Origin of the sequence: Actinomadura sp. WMMB 499 (genome assembly GCF_008824145.1) — a bacterium.
Lineage (GTDB): Bacteria > Actinomycetota > Actinomycetes > Streptosporangiales > Streptosporangiaceae > Spirillospora.
The window spans coordinates 6176935-6197194 of the sequence record NZ_CP044407.1 but is presented as its reverse complement, the minus strand read 5'-3'; the positions used below and the strand labels follow the sequence as shown (position 1 = coordinate 6197194).

The following is a 20260-nucleotide window of genomic DNA, read 5'->3' as shown; positions in this document are numbered from 1 at the left end:
GCGAACCCGAGGAGGAGACACATGGGCGCGTGGGACCACGGACCGTTCGACAACGACTCGGCGCTGGACTTCGTCGGCGACCTCGCCAAGGGCCCGGCGGACGGGGTGACCGCCGGGCTGCGGGCGGCGATGGAGGAGGTCGTGGCGAGCACGGACTACGTGGAGATGCCCGAGATGTCGGCGGCGCTCGCCGCCGCCTGCCTCGTGGCCGCACGCGCGGACCCGTCCGTCCCGCTCGGCGTCGTCGCGAAGGAGTACCTGGACGGCCTGGCCTTCGACGCCGACGACGAACTGCGGGCCCTCGCGGCGCGCGTGTTCGCCCGGGCGGACGACCCGGCCGACAACGAGTGGCACTACCTGTGGGCCGACGCGGGCGCGCTCGACGCCACCGGTCGGGCCCACGCCCCGTACCGCCGAGTGCTCACGGGCCCGGCATGACCGGCATGACCGGGCCCCCGAGGGACCCGCCTCACAGCGGCCCGAAGACGGTGCGGGGATCCGCGTCCAGGTCGAGCTTCGCCAGCGGTTCGAGAAGCTGACGCTCCTCGAACCGGAAGTGCGACTCCATGATCGCCGCGATCCCCTCCAGGTGGGACGACAGCACCTCCGGCGCGGCGCCCGAGTCGATCGCCCGCTGGAACTGGGCGAGCAGCGATCCGATCATCGCGTGGTCCTGCTCCAGCTTGGCGATGACGGGCCGCAACTCGGGGTGCCGCTCCGCCAGCTCGGGGAACAGCGCTCCGTCCTCGCCGGCATGGTGGCCGCCGAGCGCGGCGCAGAACCCGTGGCAGTACAGCAGCAGGTTCGCGCTCGCCGACGCCGCCGCGTCGGCACCGTGCCCGGCGGCGATTTCCTCGCGCGCGATCCGCAGGGCCTCGCGCAGCCGCTGATGTACGGCCTCCAGCTCGCGGTTCCAGGCGACCAGCCTGTTCTCGTCGCCGCTAGCCAAGGGTGGGGAAAGCAGGAAGGGTCATCGTGACCACCTTCCGGGTTCGGCGCCTCCATGCCTGACGCGGTCCGCCACCGGCACGCGACGCTTCACACACCATAGCGGGAAGTCGCGTGACGAACGCGGAGACGTCCGGTATATCCGTTGATCACGTGATCGCGACGGCGGAGGAGACGCGTGGAGCCGGTCGAACTGACGGCCGCCGAACGGCGGGTGTGGCGGGCGTTCCGGACGGGCGAGAAGGCCGACTTCTGGCGGGACGGCGACGACGTCGAGGACGGCGGAACGTGGGGGCCCGAGCGCACCGTCCGGGCCTGGGTGCTGCGCAGGCTCCTGCTCCGCCCCCGGGAGGACGGCGAGGTCGCGGCGCTCCGGGTGTCCGGGGCGCGGATCGTCGGGGTGCTGGAGCTGGGGTACGCCACGGTCGAGCACCCGATCCGGCTGTGGGCCTGCCACATCGAGGAGGTCCCGAACTTCTACGGATCGCACCTGACTCAGCTCAACCTCAGCAAGTCGTACCTTCCCGGGCTGTTCGCGGCCACCATGCACGTGAACGGGGTGCTGCGGCTCACCGATTGCCGGGTGCCGGGACGGATGAGCCTCGGCGGCGTCCGGATCGCGCGGGCGATCTTCCTCGAACGCGCCCGCCTCGGCACTCCGGGGACGGACCAGGGCGAGATCGTCCACCTGAACCACTCGGTGATGGACGACGACCTGTGGGCGCCGGGCCTCGTGGCCCACGGCGAGATCCGGCTGAACAGCGCGACCATCACCGGCAACCTGAACCTCGAAGGCGCCGTGCTCAGCAACCCCGGAGGGCGTGCGCTCGAAGCCGAGAGCGTCAGTGTCGGGCAGAACGTGATGGCCACCCGCCTGCGGGCGGAGGGCGAGGTCAACCTGCGCGGGGCGCGGATCGGCCTGAGCCTCGAGCTTCGCGAGGCGCACTTCGCGCATCCCGTCCCCCATCCCCAGGGAAGCGCCCTGGAGGCGGAGAACCTCACAGTCGGCTTGGACGTACGCGCACGGCAGGGCAGGTTCGACGGCGAGGTCGATCTGCGCGGCGCGACGATCCCCGGGCAACTCGCCTTCAGCCATGCCCGCATCTCGCACCCGTCCGGTCAAGCCCTGCGCGTGAGCGCCTCCACGATCGGGGAAGTGTGGCTGAAGGACACACGCATCACCGGCCTGGTGAACCTGCGCCGCGGACGGTTCGGGCTGCTGCACGTCCGGCCGGGCGCGCTCGGCGGCGGCGTCCGGCTGGACGGGCTCACCTACGAGTCGCTCGCCCCCCGGCTCCCGGCGAAGGCGCGCATCGCGATGCTCGAACGGGACGTCGAGGGGTTCGTCCCGCACGCCTACGAGCAGCTCGCGGCCGCGTACCTGCGGGCGGGCGACGACATCGCGGCGCGCAACGTCCTGCTCGCGAAGCAGCGGCGGCGCCGCCGGACGCTGCCCCTGTACCGGCGGGTCTGGGGCTACGTGCAGGACGTGACGGTCGGGTACGGGTTCCGGCCGCTGTGGGCGGCGGCGTGGCTCGCCGGGCTCGTGCTCGCCGGGACGGTCGCGTTCGGGTTCGAGCATCCGGCGCCGCTCAAGGCCGACGAGCACCCGGACTTCAACCCGCTGTTCTTCTCCGTCGACCTCCTCCTGCCGATCATCGACTTCGGGCAGCAGAAGGCGTTCAAGCCCGCGGGCTGGCACCAGTGGCTCGGGTACACGCTGATCAGCACGGGCTGGGTGCTGGCGACGACGATCGCGGCCGGGGTGACGCGGACGCTCAGCCGGCAGTGACCGCGCGCAGCCGCGCGGCGGCGTCCTCGGGCGGGACGTCGTTGATCCAGGCGGCCATCCCCGACTCCGACCCCGCCAGGTACTTGATCTTGTCGGCGGCGCGCCGGATCGAGAACATCTCCAGGTGCAGGCGGAGCAGGTCGCGGCCCTCCCCGATCGGCGCCTGGTGCCAGCCCGCGACGTACGGCAGCGGCGTCCCGTAGAGGGCGTCGAGGCCGCGCAGCAGGTCCCGGTAGAGGACGGCCAGCTCGTCCCGTTCGGCGGCGTCGAGGGCGACGAGGTCGGGGACGTGCCGGTGCGGGGTCAGGTGGACCTCGACGGGCCAGCGGGCGGCGGCCGGGACGTAGGCGGTCCAGTGCTCGCCCGCCCGGACGACCCGCGGCCCGGCCCGCTCGGCGGCCAGGACGTCGCCGAACAGGTCGCCGTCGTGCGCGGCGGCCGTCGCGAGCATCCGCCGGGTCCGCGGAGCGACGAACGGGTACCCGTAGATCTGGCCGTGCGGATGGTGCAGGGTCACGCCGATCTCGACGCCCCGGTTCTCGAACACGTACACCTGCTCGATGCCGGGCAGCGCCGACAGCTCGGCGGTGCGGTCGGCCCACGCGTCGACGACCGTCCGGACGCGCGACACCGGCAGCCGGGCGAGCGCGGCGTCGTGGTCGTCGGTGAAGCACACGACCTCGCACCGTCCGGCGCCCCGGGTGCGCTCGAACAGCGGGACGCCGTCCACGGCCGCCGGGACGAGCGGGGTGGCCGCGGCGTACGACGGGAAACGGTTCTCGAACACCGCGACGTCGTAGCCCGCGTCGGGGATCTCCGACGCGGGGCCGCCGGGGCACAGCGGGCACTCCTCGGCGGGCGGCAGGTGCGTGCGCGCGTTCCGGTGGGCGGTGATCGTGACGGGGTCGCCGGTCAGCGGATCGCGGCGCGTCTCGCTGAGCGGCTCGACGGGCGGCAGCCCGCGCGGGTCCGGGACGGGCACGCGCCCCGGCTTCTCGTCGTAGTAGACGATCTCTCGGCCGTCGCTGAGGCGGGCACGGGTCCGGAACACCGCAGCAGGCTACCGGGCGGCGGTCTTCTCGCTCTCATTGACCTCCAGCAGGTGCTTGACCAGCCTCGTCAGCACCTCCTTGCCGGACGCGCGGCTTCGCACGTCGCACAGCACCACGGGCGTGCCGGGGTCCAGGTCGAGCGCCTCGCGGATCTCCTCGACGCCGTAGTCGTAGCCGTCGTCGAAGCAGTTCACCCCGATGATGAACGGCAGCCCGCGGCTCTCGAAGTAGTCGACGGCCGGGAAGCAGTCCGGCAGCCGCCGGGTGTCGGCGAGCACCACCGCGCCGAGCGCCCCGGACGACAGCTCGTCCCACATGAACCAGAAGCGGTCCTGGCCGGGCGTGCCGAACAGGTACAGGACGAGTCCGTCGCGGATCGTGATGCGGCCGAAGTCCATCGCGACCGTCGTGGTCGTCTTCTGCTCGACGCCCTCGATGTCGTCGACGCCGACGCCCCGGTCGGTCAGCAGCTCCTCGGTCTGCAGCGGGCGGATCTCGCTGACGGCGCCGACGAGCGTCGTCTTGCCGACGCCGAATCCCCCGGCGATGAGGATCTTCACCGCGACCGGTTCAGAGGGCTTGGAGACCATGCAGCACTTCCCTGAGGAGACTTTCCTTGGAGAGCGGGCTCTCCTGCCGGGGACGGGTGACCGTGATCAGCCGCTGGGCGAGCAGGTCCCCCAGGAGCACCCGGACGACGACGAGGGGCAGTTCGAGCCGCGCGGCGACCTCGGCGACCGGCTGCGGCTCGGCGCACATGTCGAGGATGTGCAGATGCTCGGGGCCGATCCCGGGCGTCCCGGCCCGCGGCCGGGACGCCGCCGCGATGAGGGTGATCATGTCGAAGGGCTCGTCGCCGGCGGGCCGGGCGCGGCCCCGGGTCAGCGCGTACGACCGGACGATCGGTCCGGCCTCGTCGTCGAGCCATTCGCTCATCCGGAGTCCTCGCCGTCCTCGACCTCGGCGCGCCCGCGCCGGGTGCCCCGCTGGATGGACGACATCATCGCGCGGGCCTCCTCGGGCGTGCGCCGGACCGCCGGGCCTTCGGCCGCGTCGGACGCGGGCGGCCGGGCCGCCGGTTCGTCCTCGCGGAGCTGCGCCGCCATGTTCTCCTGCCGCACCCGCTTGGGCAGCGGCGGCCGCTGCTCCCCGGTCCTGCGCCGCCGGACGTCCCCGAGCGCCCGCTGCCGCTCGGGCCGCGAGCCGTCCGCCTGCGCCCGTCCGGCACGCGAACCGCCGGTCTCCGGACCGTCGGACGGCGAGTCCTCGGCCTGCGATCCCTCGGAGGGCGAACCCCCGGCCGACGGGCCGTCGAACTCCGGTGCTTCGCCCGACGAGGCCACCGAGGACGGACCTTCCCCGCGCGAATCCACCACGCGCGGACCGGCAGCCGAGCCCCCGGACGTCAAGCCCTCGGCACTCGAACCATCGGCACGCGGGCCATCGGCACCCGGGCCACTGCCGGGCGAGCCCTCGGCACTCGGCCCGTCCACACGCGCCCCACCGGCGTGCGAGCCGTCGGCACCCGAGTCGGCGGACGGGGAGCCACCGGCCGACGCGGCCTCGGACTCCGGGCCGTCGCTCGGCGAGGCCACCGACCACGGGCCCTCGGCACGCGAGCCGCCCGCACCCGAACCTTCGGCAAGCGAACCCTCGGACGACGGGCCCTCGGACTCCGGAGCGTCGCTCGCGGAAACCACGGACCACGGGCCATCGAAACCGGACCCTTCGGAGCCGGGACCATCGGAACCGCGGCCATCGAAACCGCGGCCACCGGAACCGGGACCACCGGAACCGCGGCCATCGAAGCCGGGACCACCGGAACCGCCACCGGAGCTGCGGCCATCCCAACCGGGACCACCGGAACCGCGGCCACCGGAACCGGGGCCATCGAAGCCGGGGCCATCGGAGCCGGGGCCTTCGGGGCGGGGGACGTCGAGAGAGGTGACCTCGGAGCTCGCCGGGGGCTCGGCGCCGCGGCGGCGGCGCGGCAGCGGCGCGCGGTGCCTGCCCGCGCGGCCCGCGGCGTCGGCGGACGGTGTGCCGGTCTCCTCCACCACCGCGGCGGGGAGGCGGAGGATGGAGCCCCGGTCCTCGCCGGGCAGCGGCGGGACGATGACGGTGCCCGCGGGGACGAGCGCCTCCTCGGCGCGGCGGGTGGTGATGGCGGGCGGGCCCTCGGGCTCGTCGGGGCGGACGACGAGATCCTCGGGGAGCAGGACGATCGCGGTCATGCCCCCGTACGGGGAGGTCCGCAGGGTGACCTTGATGCCGTGCCGGCGGGCGAGGCGGCCGACGACGAACAGCCCGAGGCGTCCGCTGTCGGACAGGTCGAACTCCTCGGCGGTCGCGAGCCGCTCGTTCGCGGCGGCGAGCGCGGCGGCGTCCATCGACAGGCCGCGGTCCTCGACCTCGATGCCGTAGCCGTGCGCGACCGCCTGGCCGTGCACCTGCACCGTGGTGTGCGGCGGCGAGTACACGGTGGCGTTCTCGATCAGTTCGGCGAGCAGGTGGATGACGTCGGCGACGGCGGGGCCGACGACGGCGGCGCCGGTCATCGGGGCGACGTTGACGCGGGTGTAGTCCTCGACCTCGGACGCGGCGGCGCGCGCGACGTCGACGACGGCGACGGGCGTCCGCCAGCCGCGGCCGGGCGGCCGCCCGGACAGGATGATCAGGCCTTCGGCGTGCCGCCGCATGCGGGTGGCGAGGTGGTCGACGCGGAAGAGGTCCTCGAGGTCGTCGGGCTCCTCGATGCGGCGCTCCATGGCGTCCAGCAGCTTCAGCTGGCGGTGCAGCAGGGTCTGGCTGCGGCGGGCGAGGTTGACGAACACCTCGCTGACGTTGCGGCGGAGCGCCGCCTCGGCGACGGCCTCCTCGATCGCGGTGCGGCGGGCGGCGTTGAACGCCTCGCCGACCTCGTCGATCTCGCGGGCGGCGAAGGCGAGCGGCGGGGCCTCGGCGGCGGCGTCGACGTCCTCGCCGCGGCGGAGCCGGGCGACGACGTCGGGCAGCCGGACGTCGGCGAGGTCGATCGCCTCGCGGCGCAGCCGGGCCAGCTCGCGGATGATCGAGCGCGCCACCCACACCGCGATGACCAGGGACGCGGCGACGGCGAGGAGGCCGAGGACCCCGGCGAGGACGACGCGGGTGATGATCCGGTCGGAGATCGGTTCGGCGCGCTTCTCGGCGTTGGCGGCGAGCGACAGTTCGAGCCCGCGCAGCCGGGTGATGTTGGAGTCGACGGTGCTCTTCCACATCCGGCCGGCCTCGCCGGGGCGGGTGGCGGCGCGCCGCGACTCGACGAAGTGGTCCTCGAGCACCTGGAGGCGCTTGTAGGCGGGGAACCGCGCGACCCGCTCGTAGTACTCGCGGTCCTCCGGGCGCAGGTCGGCCGCCGCGTGCTCGTACAGGACGCGCTTGGCGCCGACGAGCTGGACGAACGTCGCGTGCTCGGCGGCCGTCATGCGCCGGGCGGCGAGCACGCCCGCGAGCCAGGCGTTCTCCTGCGCGAGGGCCTCGCGGGCCTTCGTCAGCTCGGCCTGGCTGCGCGCGTCCTGGGCGACCTCGGCGTTGTCGAGGGTGACGAGCGAGCCCTGCAGGGCGCCGACGTCGCCGATCAGCGTGGTGTAGTCGGCGAACGCGCGGGGCCGTTCGATGCCGCGGGCGTCGATGGTGCGGCGCCGCTCGCCCAGCCCGTCGAGGGCCTGCCGGATCTTGTCGGCGAGCCGCAGGGTCCGTCCGGGAACGTCGTCGCCGCGCGCGAGCCGGCGGAACAGGTCGGCCTGCCGGTCGGTGACGAGCCGTCCGGACTCCAGCGCCGCGCCGTCGCCCGGGTCCCGGCTGCCCAGGTACACCATCGTGAGCCGCCGCTCCTCCTGGAGGGCGCTGCCGAGAGCGCCCGCCGGGTAGGCGTAGTGGTCCTGGACGGTCTCGACGTGCCGCAGGTTCAGGCCCTCGCCGAGCGCGATGTTCGCGGCGAACGACCACAGGACGGCCAGCGAGACCACCGAGACGGTGACCATCAGCACGACCTTGAAGCGGATGGACCGGAAGCGTGCGGACTTGGGGCCGTGTTTCGCAGGCGCCGCGGGCGCCGCATCGGTCGGGACGGCCTCGACCGCCTTGTCGACGGGGGCCGCGGGACCGCCTCGATGTGCCACTTTCGGAGGAACTTTCGGTTGTACGGGATCTTCGGGGGGAGCGTCACGAGAGCCTAGGACGCGACGGGCGCTGTGTCGAGATCATCACGTTAGGTGTGTACGGACGACCGAAAATACGTCTACGATCATCCGGCGTGACGCCCGAAAAGCCCCGTGAGCCCTCTCCGCACCGTCCGGACGTCCCGCGCGCCCGTCCCGCGGTCCCGCTCCGCCGCCGGACCCGGACCGTACTCGCGGCGGGGGCGCTGGCGCTCGCCGTGGGCGCGACCGGCGCGTGCTTCGGCGGCGGGGACTCCGCGGCGACGGCGGCACCGCCGGACCTGCCGATGCGGCAGGACATCGGCGAGGGCGAGGGGCGCCTCGACCTGGTCGTCTGGGCGGGGTACGCCGAGGACGGCTCGCACGATCCGGAGACCGACTGGGTGACGCCGTTCGAGAAGGCGACCGGCTGCCAGGTCAACGCGAAGATCGCCGACACGTCCGACGCGATGGTCGCGCTGATGGAGACCGGACGCTACGACGGGGTGTCGGCGTCCGGGGACGCGAGCCTGCGGCTGATCTACGGGGGGCTCGTCGCGCCCGTCAACACGCGGCTGCTCGAGAACTACGGCGACATCGCCCCGTACCTGAAGGATCAGCCGTACAACTCGGTCGACGGCCAGATGTACGGCGTCCCGCACGGGTACGGCGCGAACATCCTGATGTACCGGACGGACAAGCTGCCCCGGCCACCGCAGTCCTGGAGCGTCGTGTGGGAGGAGGACTCGCCCGCCGCCGGGCACGTCGTGGCCTACGACTCCCCCATCTACATCGCGGACGCGGCCCTCTACCTGAAGGCGCACCGTCCCGAACTAGGCATCGACGACGTGTACGCGCTGGACGAGGAGCAGTTCGCGGCGGCCGTCGACCTGCTGAAGCGGCAGCGGCCGCACATCAACCAGTACTGGCACAACTACCTGGACGAGCTCCAGTCGTTCGAGATCGGCGCCAACTACGCGGGGACGGCCTGGCAGGTCACGGCGAACCTCGCGAAATCCCAGGGCGTGCCGGTCGCGACCACCATCCCGAGCGAGGGCGCCACCGGCTGGTCCGACACCTGGATGGTCTCCTCGAAGGCCGAGCACCCGGCCTGCATGTACCGGTGGATGAACTGGATCACGACGCCCAAGGTGCAGGCGCAGGTCGGGCAGTGGTTCGGCGAGGCGCCCGCGAACCCGAAGGCCTGCCGGTACACCGCCCGGGGCTTCTGCGACACCTACCGCGTCGGCGACCGGGAGTTCTACGACCGCATCGCGTTCTGGCGCACACCCGTCGAGCAGTGCGGCGACGACCGCGGCGCCGAGTGCGTCCCGTACGACCGCTGGACCCAAGCCTGGACCGAGATCAAGGGCTGACGCCCCCCGCCCTGGGACGGACGTCCGGCGGCGCCCGTTCGCGAGCGACCGCCGACCGCCGACCGCCCACCGCGCCCACCGCGCCCGACGGGCGAGCGGGCGCGGACCGTCCGTCCGCACGGGGCCTGACCTCGGGGAGAGCCGACCCGAACGGCCGTCTCTGCCGGTGTCCGGTCAGGAGACAGCGTGATCTTGGCAACTTTTCCCATTGACGGTCACCCCACCGATCAACTGGTCTATACCAGACCGGACCAGTTGAGGAGGCGAAATGAAGGTGCTCCCCGCGGTCGTCACCGCGGCCCTCGGACTCGCGCTGACCCCGGCCGTGCAAGTGCCCGTCCACGCGCAGGCGCCGCCGTCCGACCGGCGGCAGCAGCGCTGCGATCCGGACGCGACGCTGGCGCGGATGACGGACGAGGAGAAGATCGGGCAGCTCGTCATGGCGGTGACGCTGGACGGCCCGGACGGGATGCCGAACGAGCAGACCCGCCACCTGATCCAGGATCGGGGGCTCGGCTCGTTCATCACCTCGGAACCGCGGACGCCCGGCCTCGCGGCCCGGTACAACAACCGGCTGCAGGAGTGGGCCCGCGACACGCGGCTCGGGCTGCCGCTGCTGGCGTCCGGGGACTTCGAGTTCGGCACGACGCACAACGTCCGCGAGGGGACCACGGCGCTGCCGAACGCGATGGGGCTCGGGGCCGCGCGCGATCCGGCGCTGGCGCGGGAGGCCGCGCTGATCACGGCGGCGGAGGCCCGCGCGATGGGCTTCCACTGGAACTACGCGCCGGTCGCGGACGTCAACACCCGGCCGGAGAACCCGATCATCGGGGTCCGCTCGTTCGGCGAGCGGACGGGCCTGGTGCGCGACCTCGTCGCGACGCAGGTGTCGGCGTACCGGAACGCCGGGGTGATCGCGACGCCGAAGCACTTCCCGGGGCACGGCGACACCGAGACCGACAGCCACACCGGCCTGCCGTCCGTCGGGTACGACCGGGCGACGCTGGAGCGGACGCACCTGCCGCCGTTCGCGGCGGCCATCGACGCGGGCGTCCCGGCGATCATGACGGCGCACGTGATCGTGGAGGCGATCGATCCCGAGCTGCCCGCGACGCTCTCCCCGAAGGTCCTGACGGGGCTGCTGCGCGAGGAGATGGGCTTCGACGGCCTGATCGTCACCGACGGCATGGCGATGGACGCCATCGACGAGAACTGGGGCACCCGCGACGCGACCGTGATGGCGATCAAGGCGGGCGCGGACGTCATCATGTCCACCGGCGATTACGCGGCGAGCGTCGAGGCGGTGGACGCGCTCGCGGGCGCGCTGCGCAGCGGCGAGCTGCCGGAGTCGCGGGTGGACGAGTCGGTGCGGCGCGTCCTCGACCTGAAGTGCGAGTACGGCGTGGCCGGGCACCGGTTCGCGAACCCGGAGGCGGCGGAGGCGGTGTCGGGCAACGCGCTGTTCCGGCGGCGCGCGGAGCGGATGGGCGTCGCGGCGACGACGCTCGTGAAGAACGAGGGCGGCGTGCTGCCGTTCGACGCCGGGTCCGGGGAGCGGACGCTCGTCGCGGGCGTCGTGCAGACCGAGCCGTTCGCCGGGGCGCTGGACGCCGTCGCGGACGGTCCGGTGGCGCGCTGGGAGGCGTCGTCGTTCGACCCGTCGGACGCGGAGATCGCCGCGGCCGTCCGGGCGGCGGAGGGCGCGGACCGGATCGTCGTGGCGACGTTCTCGTCGGCGACGCTCCCGGCCGGGCAGGCGAAGCTGGTCCGGGCGCTGCGGGCGACCGGTAAGCCGGTCGCGGCGGTCGCGACCGGGCTCCCGTACGACATCACCGCGTACCCGGACGTGGACGCCTACGTCACCACGTACGGGACGACCGGCCGCACGCAGCGCGTGTCGATGGCGATGCACGAGGGCGCGGCCGAGGTCGTGTTCGGGACGCAGCCGGGCGGCCGCCTCCCGGTCACGATCGGGGACCGCTACCCGTTCGGTCACGGCCTGCGGTACTGAGGCCCGCTCAGTGGTCGCGGTGGGTGAGCAGGTGGGCGAGGGCCCGCAGCTCGCCCGCCGGGGCCGGGGCGGGGTCGGCGGCGTCGAGGTCGGCGAGCGCGGCGGTGCACAGGTCGGCGGCCTTGCGCGCCGCCCACTCGCGCGCCCCGGCCTCCTCGACGAGCCGGGCGGCGCGGGCGGCGGCCGCGTCGTCGAGCGGCTCGCCGCGCCCGTAGATCTCGGCGAGCCGGTCCCCCGCCGGGGTGCCGGACGCGAGCGCCGCCACGACCGGCAGCGACTGCTTGCGGTTGCGCAGGTCGGAGTGGACGGGCTTGCCGGTGGTCTCCGGGTCGCCCCAGATGCCGAGGAGGTCGTCGGCGAGCTGGAACGCCAGCCCGACGCGTTCGCCGAACGAGCCGAGCCGGTCGGCGCGCAGGCCGTCCGCGCCGCCGTGCGCGGCGCCGAGCGCGCAGGACGCGCCGAGCAGCGCGCCCGTCTTGCGGCCCGCCATCGCGAGGCATTCGGCGAGCGGCACCTCGGCGCGCCGCTCGAACGACAGGTCCTCGCTCTGCCCCTCGACGAGTTCGAGCACGGCGCGGCCGAGGGTCCGGACGGACGGCGCCGGGCACGGGCCGCTCGTGAGGGCCTCGAACGCGCCCGCGAGCAGCCCGTCGCCCGCCAGGATCGCGGCGTTCGAGCCGAACACCGTCCAGGCGGTCGGGCGGTGCCGCCGGGTGGTGTCGCCGTCCATGACGTCGTCGTGCAGCAGCGAGAAGTTGTGCGCGAGCTCGACGGCGACGGCGGCGGGCAGCGCCGCGGCGGCCGCCCCCCGACGGCCGCCGCGGACAGCAGTGCCAGCGCCGGGCGGACGGCCTTGCCCGCGTCGCCCGTCGCCGGCCGCCCCTCCGCGTCGCGCCAGCCGAAGTGGAACGCGGCGACGGCGCGGGTCGCGGGGGGCATGTCGTCGACCGCCGCGCGCAGCGCCGGATCGAGCAGCGCCCGGCTCCACGCCAGCACCTCGGCGGGCGGGCGCGGCGGCGCGTCGTTCCAGGAAGAGACTGACATGGCGGCCTTCCCTCAGCGGGCGTTCTCGGGGGGCTGGACGTGCCGGACGGGCGCGTGCCGGACGGGCGCGGGCCGGACACCCGCGGGCCGGGCGGCCGCGGGGCCGGGGGCCGGCCGCGGATGCGCGCCCCTGACGGCGCACCCGCGGCCGGGCCCGGGGCCGGACGCGCGGCGGGGCGTGCCGCGGCGCGTCCGGCGATGCGTTCCCCCGGCGGGGAGGACGGTCGGGTCGGGTGTCACGCCCCCGCGCCGTGGGCGATCTCGACGGACTCGAGCATCGCGAGCGCGTCCGGCACCAGGACGGCCGCCGAGTAGTAGGCGCTGACCAGGTACTGGATGAGGGCCTTGTCGTCGATGCCCATGAACCGGACCGACAGCCCCGGCTGGTACTCGTCCGGCAGCCCGGTCTGGTGCAGCCCGACGACGCCCTGGGCGGCCTCGCCGGTCCGCATCAGCAGGATCGAGCTGGTGCGGCGGGAGCTCACCGGGATCTTGTCGCACGGGAAGATCGGGACGCCGCGCCAGGCGGGGACGCGCTGGCCGAGGACGTCGACGTTGTCGGGGTAGATGCCGCGGGTGCTGCACTCGCGGCCGAACGCGGAGATCGCCTTCGGGTGGGCGAGGAAGAACGCGGGCTCCTTGTACACGAGGGCGAGCAGCTCGTCCATGTCGTCCGGGGTGGGCGGGCCGCCGCGGGTGTGGATGCGCTGCGACAGGGCCGAGTTGTGCAGCAGCCCGAAGTCCGAGTTGTTGATCATCTCGTTCTCCTGGCGCTCGCGCAGCGCCTCGATGGTCAGCCGGAGCTGCTGCTCCACCTGGTCCATCGGATGGTTGTACAGGTCGGCGACGCGGGTGTGGACGCGCAGCACCGTCTGCGCGACGCTCAGCTCGTACTCGCGCGGCGCGGCCTCGTAGTCGACGAACGTGCCGGGCAGCGCGGGCTCGCCGATGTGGCCGGCCGAGAGGTCGATCGCCGCTTCGCCGTGCGCGTTGTGCGGGCGATCCGGCGTGTTGCGGTACTCGTCGAGGTGCGCCTGGAGGGTCGGCGACTGCCCGAGGGTCTCCTGGAAGTCGGTCACGCTCACCGTGAGCAGCGTGCAGGACGTCACCGCCTTCACGGTGCTGTCCCATTCGGGCGACTCCTCCTCGCCGAGGAGCGCCTGGTCGCCGAAGAAGTCGCCGTCGGCGAGCGTCCCGTGCACCGCCTCGGTGCCGTACTCGCCGGCGGTCGTGCGGCTGAGCTTGCCGTGCGCGACGAGGACGACCTTGTCGACCGGCCGCCCTTCCTCGACGATGACCTCGCCGGGCTCGTACTCGTGCTGGACGAACCGTCCGGCGAGCGCGTCGAGGGCGAGGTCGTCGTCGTAGCCGCGCAGCGGGGGCAGTTCGCACAGCTCGCGGGGGATGACGCGGACGTCGGCGCCCGTCGTCACGAACGTCACCCGGCCGTCGCCGAGCGTGTAGGTCAGGCGGCGGTTCACCCGGTAGGCGCCGCCCTTCGCCTCCACCCAGGGCAGCAGCCGCAGCAGCCACCGGGAGGTGATGCCCTGCATCTGCGGGACGGTCTTGGTCGTGGTCGCCAGATTCCGTGCCGCAGAGGTACCGAGGCTCAGCTGCTGTTCCGTCACGTGCACACCACCGATTCGTCGCCGTTCGCTTCGGGAATGGTCGAGCGAACGCGTAGGGAAAGGCCGGATTCCGACCGTGCCGTTCCCGCCGCGCCGTCCGTTCGGCCACCGGTGACGCTACCGAGGGTAATCGCTTGGGCGCAACGTGCGATGCCCTTCACCCTTGCTTTACCCCGGAGTCACAGGAGTCGAACCTTCCCGTGATGGCGCCGCGCCGGACGGACGTCCGGACGTCCGGAACGCGGCGCGACGACCTGCGGGCTTGACCTTCCGGGAAGGTTTCGCCGCAGGTCAGAGCACCGCAAAGTGGCACAAATCACCTGTTTCGACGGCCGTGGCGGGGAAAGACCGGCCGCATGCTGGTGTTGTGCCAGAAGCGCAGCGGGTCCCGGCAGGCGGGACCCGGTGGACCCGAGAGGAGGCCCCCAGTGATCGTTGTTACCGCACTGGCGATCGAGACCGCCGCAGCACTGGTGATCGCAGGAACGCTGGCGGGCTGGGCCCGCCGCCATTTCGCCCGCTGAGGCCGGCGACCTACGGCCACTGAACGGTCAGTTCGCCCCGGAACCGCCGGTTCCGGGGCGCCTTTCCATTTCAGTCGCTTTCAGTCGCTTTCGATCATTTCGCCACGGAACCCGCGAGTTGCGGGGTGTCCTCGTTCCCGACCCGGTCGATCGGCACCCGCGCCGTCTCCGGGATCTTCAGGATCGGGACGAACGCCACCGCCGCCGCGAGCATCAGGTAGAAGGCCGGCACGTAGTTCGACCCCGTCACGCTGATCAGCGACCCGACCACGACCGCGGTCGTCCCGCCGAACAGCGACGTCGAGATGTTGTAGCCGATCGCGAACGCCCCGTACCGCACGTTCGTCGGGAAGATCGCCGGGAACGTCGAGCCGATCACCGCCAGCATCAGCACCAGCAGCCCGCCGATGATCGCGTACCCGCCCAGCACGCCCAGCGTGTTGTTCGTCTGCATCAGCGCGAACGCGGGCCAGGCCAGGAGGAAGAACCCGATCGCCGCCGCGATCAGCAACGGTTTGCGGCCGATCCGGTCCGACAGCGCGCCCAGCGGCACGATGAACAGGATCATCACCGCCTCCACCCCGATCGTGACGAGCTGCGACGAGGTGTCGTCGTAGTCGAGGTAGTCGATCAGGTAGGACGGCATGAACGTCAGCATCGTGTAGTCCGCGATGTTCAGCAGGAACACGATGCCGATCAGGAGCAGGATCCGCCGCTTGTAGTGCAGCAGCGTCTCCTTCAGCGGCGAGGCGGCCTTCTTGCCCGCCTCCTCCATGTGCTGGAAGGTCGGGGTGTCCTCGATCCGCGTCCGGACGTACAGGCCGACGACGCCCAGCGGCAGGGCGATCAGGAACGGGATCCGCCAGCCCCAGTCGCGCATCGCCTCGTCGCCGAGCGCGACCGTCATCATCAGCACCAGCCCGGCCCCGAGGATGTAGCCGACCAGCGTGCCGAGCTCCAGGAAGCTGCCGTAGAACCCGCGCTTGTTCGTCGGCGCGTACTCGGCGATCATCGTCGCCGCGCCGCCGTACTCGCCGCCCGTCGAGAAGCCCTGGATCAGCCGGACGCCCAGCAGCACCAGCGGCGCCGCGATCCCGATCACCTCGTAGCTGGGCAGGATCCCGATCACGAACGTCGCGCCGGACATCAGGATGATCGTGGTGGCCAGCACCCGCTTGCGGCCGAGCTTGTCGCCCATCGGCCCGAAGAACAGGCCGCCGAACGGACGGGCGAGGAACGCGGCGGCGATCAGCGCGAACGAGCGCAGCGTCGCGCTGCCGGCCGAGTCCTCCGGGAAGAAGACCTCCCCGATGATCGCGGTCATCACCCCGGCGCTGAACACGCCGAAGTCGAACCACTCGATGCAGTTGCCCATCGCGGAGGCGATGACGGCCTTGCGCACGTCCGCCTCGTCGACCTCCACCTCGCCGCCCGCCGGTTCCGCGGGCGCCGCTCCGGCCCCAGAGCTCATCGGCACCTCCCGGGCGGGACCCTGCCCGAAGATCGACAGGGTTAACGCCGGGAGGTCGCCCGGTCACGCTCTGCGAGACTCCTCGACGGCGTCGTCCCGCAGGTCCGCGGTGTCCCCGCCGGGGCCCCCGCCGCCGTCACGCCCGTCGTCGGCGTCGTCCCGGCCCATGCCGAGCAGCTCGTCGGTCAGCTCGGGCAGGCTCACCGTCCGCTGCGGGTCGTCGGGCACGTACAGCAGGTCGTCCTCCGGGATCGGGACGATCGCCTGCGTCTCCTGCGCCTCGCGGGTGATCACCCCGCTGGCCATGACGTTGTACCGGTGCCGCAGCGCCCCGTTCTCGCGCAGCAGGTCGTCCACCTCCCGGCGGGCCCGCGCCACCCGCCGCGACATCCGGCTGTGCATCAGGTAACCGCCCGCCGACGCGCCGAGGACGAACCCGGCCACCGGCAGCCCGACCGCCGGGGGGACGAGCGCCGTGACCAGCGCCACGAGGACGAGCACCAGCACGACCAGCACGAACACGACCGCGAGCGCCCGCAAGTGCTGCTCCATCCAGTCCAGGACGGCGTTGACGCGCTTGGGGATCCGCACTCGTCTTCTCCTCCGGTTCCGGGCGGGAAGGGCATCTGCCGACAACGACCGGGCGGGCTCGCCCTGTTCCACACCGCCCTCCGCTAACAGTACGTGACCGAAGCGATCACTCGGCGCGGTCTCCCGCACGCCGCACGCCCGTCCCCGCTCGTCCCACGCGCCTCTCCCCGCGCGACCAGGATGCGAGCACCACCCGCGGCGGAATATCGTCAACGGATATGAGCGAACACTTTGACGTCGTGGTCCTGGGCGCGGGCCCGGGTGGATATGTCGCCGCGATCCGGTCGGCACAGCTCGGGCTGAAGACGGCGATCATCGAGGAGAAGTACTGGGGCGGCGTCTGCCTCAACGTCGGCTGCATTCCCTCGAAGGCGCTGCTGCGCAACGCCGAGCTGGCCCACATCTTCACCCAGGAGCAGAAGACCTACGGGATCAACGTCGAGGGGCAGGTGTCCTTCGACTACGGCGTCGCCCACCAGCGCAGCCGCCAGGTGTCGGACAAGCTCGTCAAGGGCGTCCAGTTCCTGATGAAGAAGAACAAGATCACTTCCTACGAGGGCCGGGGCGCCTTCACCGACTCGAACACCCTGCAGGTCGCGAAGGCGGACGGTTCGTCCGACACCGTCACCTTCGACAACTGCATCGTCGCCGCGGGCGCGCACACCAAGCTGCTGCCCGGAACGTCCCTGTCCGAGCGGGTCGTCACCTACGAGGAGCAGATCCTCAGCTCGGAACTGCCCGGCAGCATCGTGATCGCGGGCGCCGGGGCCATCGGCGTCGAGTTCGCCTACGTCCTGCACAACTACGGCGTGAAGGTCACGATCGTCGAGTTCCTCGACCGGATGGTCCCGAACGAGGACGCCGACGTCTCCAAGGAGCTCGCCAAGCGCTACCGCAAGCTCGGCATCGACGTCCTGACCTCCACCCGCGTCGACTCCATCGACGACTCGGGCCCGCAGGTCAAGGTCACCGTCACCGGCAAGGCCGGCGAGCAGCAGGTCATCGAGACCGACAAGGTCCTGCAGGCCATCGGCTTCCAGCCGAACGTCGAGGGCTACGGGCTCGACAAGGCCGGGGTCAAGCTCACCGAGCGCGGCGCGATCGACGTCGACGGCCGCTGCCGCACGTCCGTCCCGCACATCTACGCCATCGGCGACGTCACCGCCAAGCTGATGCTCGCGCACGCCGCCGAGGCCATGGGCATCGTCGCCGCCGAGACCATCGCCGACGCCGAGACGATGGAACTCGAGTACGTGATGATCCCGCGCGCCACCTACTGCCAGCCGCAGATCGCCTCGTTCGGCTGGACGGAGGCGCAGGCCAAGGAGCAGGGCTTCGAGGTCAAGGTCGCCAAGTTCCCCTACAGCGCCAACGGCAAGGCGCTCGGCATGGGCGAGGGCGACGGCTTCGTCAAGGTCATCAGCGACGCCAAGTACGGCGAGATCCTCGGCGCCCACCTGATCGGCCCCGAAGTCACCGAACTGCTGCCGCAGCTCACGCTCGCCCAGCAGTGGGACCTCACCGTCCACGAGGTGGCCCGCAACATCCACGCCCACCCCACCCTGGGCGAGGCCGTCAAGGAGGCCGTGCACGGCCTCGCCGGCCACATGATCAACCTCTGAGCGCGGGGGCGTGTCCGGCCGGGCCGGACACGCCCCGCTCACGCGTTTCATTGTGGGGGCGGACCCCCACACCCCCCAACGAACCGCCGCCTGACCGCCGACCTCCGCTCCGCCGGAGCTCCGCTCCGGTCGTCGCTCAGGCGGCGCGGGGCCCGCCCCGGAACACCTCCCGGCCGTGCCAGGCCACCCGCTCGGCGGCCACGGCCGGGAACGCCCCCTGCGGCGGGATCACCGGACGTCCCGCGAGCCCCGTGACCTGCGTCCGCGCGGCCTCGCCCCGTCCGACGAACTCCGTCGACACGGTGATCGTGTCCCCGGCCATGCCGAGCACGCCCTTGTCGAACAGCTTGTGGTGCAGGACGCACAGGCAGACCCCGTTCGACACCTCGTCGGGCCCGCCGAACGCCCACCACTGCACGTGCGCGGCGTCCAGCCCGACCGCCGTCCCGTCCAGGGTGCCGTCGAACCCGCAGAACGCGCACCGGTACTCGTACGCGATCAGCACGAGCCTGCGGAACTCCCGGTCGCGGCGGCGCGCCCCGTCCACCGCGAGCCCCACCTCCGCGCACAGCTCCGCGTGCAGCGACGGCTCGAAGTTCGCGTCGAGGACCGCCCGGCCCAGCCGCGCCGCGAGGCCCGGATCGCCCCGCAGGTCGCGCACCAGGTCGTCCGCGAACCGCCCGGCGGCGTTCGCGCGCCGCAGCGGCCCCACGTTCGGGCCCGGACTGCCGCCGCCGTCGTCCGTCCGGACCTCCCAGAGGCCGTCGCTCGTCAGGTGGTGGAACGGGTACGCGGGGCTGCTGCCCTTGCGCCAGAACTCGTCCAGCAGGTGCCGCAGCCGGTCCTCGGCGTCGCGGTAGACGATCGGCGCGTCCCCGTGGTTCTGGAAGTGCCCGAGCGCGTACAGCAGCAGCAACGGCTTGTGCGGGGCCCGCTTGCCGCCCCGCCGCCACTGGTTGACCGTCGTGACCCGCTCCACCCAGTCCACGCCGGAACCCTAGACCGGCTGCAGGTGCACGAGGATCATCCAGTTGCGGTCGTCTTCCCGGTAGACCGACCGCACGTCGTAGGTGCCCGGCTCAAGATCGATGCCGACCTGGTTGCCGGGCTCCGCACCGGGCCACGCGGAGTCGAACAGGACGACGGGGCCGTCCACGTCCCACGTGAGCCGCTCGTCCCACTCGACGTCCGAGCGCAGGGCCCGCCGGGCCGCGTCCACGAGTCCGGCCTCGGAGTCGGCCGCCGACCAGCGCAGAAAGCACCGCTCGTCCGGCAGCCAGGTCGTCATCGCCGGTTCGTCGCCGAGTACCAGCCCCTGCCCGCCGCCGACCGGCACCAGCCCGATGTATCCCTCGACCGCGCAGGCCAGGCCGTAGTCACCGGTTTCCTCGGGGCCCTCGCAGTCCTCCGCGCCGCCCCAGTGGACGAGCCGGGATCCGGGCACGACCACCAGCGGCCCGCCACCCGATTCGACCCACGTGTACAGCATCGCCCTCCTTCGCGCGGACCATGATCCTGGACGCGCGGCCGGGAGGGAAGCCGGACGGTCAGTCGTCCTTGCTCGGCCAGAGGATGTAGGAGACCAGGACGGCGGCCCAGATGGCGAGCGGCACCAGCGGCCAGTAGAACTCCCACTCCCCCTCGCGGACGGCGTTGACCCCCCAGATCGTGGACATGATCAGGGCGCCGCCGCCCCAGTAGCCCCATTCCTTGACCCACTCGCGCTTGTCGGCCTGGGCCTTCGCGGCCTCGCGCGCGGCGGTCTCGCGGGCGGCGGCGGCGCGGGAGACGGGCAGGTCCGCGGTGAGGCGCGCGAGCACGCCGAGCGTGGTCGCCCGGGACGCCGCATCGAGCCGGCGGTCGTACTCGGCGGTGTCGAGCGCGCCCTCGGCGAGGGCGTCGCCGAGCCGCTCGAAGACCGCGTCGCGGTCCGCGTCGGACGCCCGCAGGTCGGCGCTCGCCTGGTCGACGGCCCATGAATCCATCGTGGCTCCCGTGTCGTGGCTGCTTTCTCCAGCGT

General features: G+C 72.8%; 16 protein-coding genes and 1 pseudogene. 5 read left to right on the top strand and 12 right to left on the bottom strand.

Annotation, left to right across the window (positions count from 1 at the left end):
- Positions 1–21: 21 nt before the first annotated feature.
- Positions 22–438, top strand: a complete 417-nt coding sequence (locus F7P10_RS28025) for a DUF4259 domain-containing protein (protein WP_176611681.1) — start codon at positions 22–24, stop codon at positions 436–438.
- A gap of 31 nt (positions 439–469) precedes the next feature.
- Here the strand turns inward: F7P10_RS28025 and F7P10_RS28020 are convergent, their stop codons facing one another.
- A complete protein-coding gene (locus F7P10_RS28020; RefSeq protein WP_151013714.1) occupies positions 470–949 on the bottom strand; it encodes a hemerythrin domain-containing protein in 480 nt (159 codons plus the stop codon).
- A gap of 177 nt (positions 950–1126) precedes the next feature.
- Between F7P10_RS28020 and F7P10_RS44700 the strand changes: the two genes are divergently transcribed.
- Positions 1127–2740 (top strand): membrane-associated oxidoreductase, encoded by a 1614-nt coding sequence (locus tag F7P10_RS44700; RefSeq protein WP_151013712.1) that lies wholly within the window; start codon positions 1127–1129, stop codon positions 2738–2740.
- Here the strand turns inward: F7P10_RS44700 and galT are convergent.
- From galT to F7P10_RS27995, 4 genes are read right to left on the bottom strand one after another with little or no spacing between them, the layout of a single operon-like run.
- Positions 2727–3791: a galactose-1-phosphate uridylyltransferase gene (galT, locus tag F7P10_RS28010; protein ID WP_151013710.1), complete on the bottom strand. Its 1065-nt coding sequence runs from the start codon at positions 3789–3791 to the stop codon at positions 2727–2729. The two genes, F7P10_RS44700 and galT, sit on opposite strands and share 14 nt — an antisense overlap.
- A gap of 9 nt (positions 3792–3800) precedes the next feature.
- Entirely contained in the window at positions 3801–4382 is a 582-nt protein-coding gene (locus F7P10_RS28005) for an ATP/GTP-binding protein (RefSeq protein WP_151013708.1), read from the bottom strand.
- Entirely contained in the window at positions 4363–4728 is a 366-nt protein-coding gene (locus tag F7P10_RS28000; protein ID WP_151013706.1) for a DUF742 domain-containing protein, read from the bottom strand. The genes F7P10_RS28005 and F7P10_RS28000 overlap by 20 nt, the downstream gene beginning before the upstream one ends.
- Positions 4725–7955 carry a nitrate- and nitrite sensing domain-containing protein gene (locus tag F7P10_RS27995; protein ID WP_151013704.1) on the bottom strand — a complete coding sequence of 1077 codons (3231 nt, stop codon included), beginning with the start codon at positions 7953–7955 and terminating at the stop codon, positions 4725–4727. The genes F7P10_RS28000 and F7P10_RS27995 overlap by 4 nt, the downstream gene beginning before the upstream one ends.
- 134 nt (positions 7956–8089) lie before the next feature.
- Between F7P10_RS27995 and F7P10_RS27990 the strand changes: the two genes are divergently transcribed.
- Together F7P10_RS27990 and F7P10_RS27985 are read left to right on the top strand one after the other, a co-directional pair.
- Positions 8090–9349, top strand: coding sequence for an ABC transporter substrate-binding protein (locus F7P10_RS27990; protein ID WP_218040161.1), 1260 nt, complete (start codon positions 8090–8092; stop codon positions 9347–9349).
- Between the two features lie 268 nt (positions 9350–9617).
- Positions 9618–11360, top strand: coding sequence for a glycoside hydrolase family 3 protein (locus tag F7P10_RS27985; RefSeq protein WP_151013702.1), 1743 nt, complete (start codon positions 9618–9620; stop codon positions 11358–11360).
- A gap of 7 nt (positions 11361–11367) precedes the next feature.
- On the opposite strand, the pseudogene F7P10_RS27980 reads toward F7P10_RS27985, so the two are convergent.
- The 4 genes and pseudogenes from F7P10_RS27980 to F7P10_RS27965 all read right to left on the bottom strand — a co-directional run bounded on the left by F7P10_RS27980 (position 11368) and on the right by F7P10_RS27965 (position 16618).
- Positions 11368–12404, bottom strand: a pseudogene (locus tag F7P10_RS27980) (family 2 encapsulin nanocompartment cargo protein polyprenyl transferase).
- Between the two features lie 236 nt (positions 12405–12640).
- Positions 12641–14032, bottom strand: a complete 1392-nt coding sequence (locus F7P10_RS27975) for a family 2B encapsulin nanocompartment shell protein (RefSeq protein WP_254716062.1) — start codon at positions 14030–14032, stop codon at positions 12641–12643.
- A 618-nt stretch (positions 14033–14650) separates the two neighbouring features.
- A complete protein-coding gene (locus tag F7P10_RS27970; protein WP_151013700.1) occupies positions 14651–16027 on the bottom strand; it encodes an MFS transporter in 1377 nt (458 codons plus the stop codon).
- Between the two features lie 63 nt (positions 16028–16090).
- Entirely contained in the window at positions 16091–16618 is a 528-nt protein-coding gene (locus tag F7P10_RS27965) for a hypothetical protein (protein WP_151013698.1), read from the bottom strand.
- A gap of 218 nt (positions 16619–16836) precedes the next feature.
- Between F7P10_RS27965 and lpdA the strand changes: the two genes are divergently transcribed.
- The gene (gene lpdA, locus F7P10_RS27960; protein ID WP_151013697.1) at positions 16837–18240 is read left to right on the top strand and encodes a dihydrolipoyl dehydrogenase; all 1404 of its coding nucleotides are present in this window, start codon (positions 16837–16839) and stop codon (positions 18238–18240) included.
- Between the two features lie 136 nt (positions 18241–18376).
- On the opposite strand, the gene F7P10_RS27955 is transcribed toward lpdA, so the two are convergent.
- From F7P10_RS27955 to F7P10_RS27945, 3 genes are read right to left on the bottom strand one after another with little or no spacing between them, the layout of a single operon-like run.
- Positions 18377–19228, bottom strand: coding sequence for a phosphorothioated DNA-binding restriction endonuclease (locus F7P10_RS27955; protein ID WP_151013696.1), 852 nt, complete (start codon positions 19226–19228; stop codon positions 18377–18379).
- A gap of 9 nt (positions 19229–19237) precedes the next feature.
- Entirely contained in the window at positions 19238–19729 is a 492-nt protein-coding gene (locus F7P10_RS27950) for an Imm21 family immunity protein (protein WP_151013695.1), read from the bottom strand.
- A gap of 58 nt (positions 19730–19787) precedes the next feature.
- A complete protein-coding gene (locus F7P10_RS27945; protein ID WP_254716061.1) occupies positions 19788–20225 on the bottom strand; it encodes a DUF1707 domain-containing protein in 438 nt (145 codons plus the stop codon).
- Between the last annotated feature and the right edge of the window lie 35 nt (positions 20226–20260).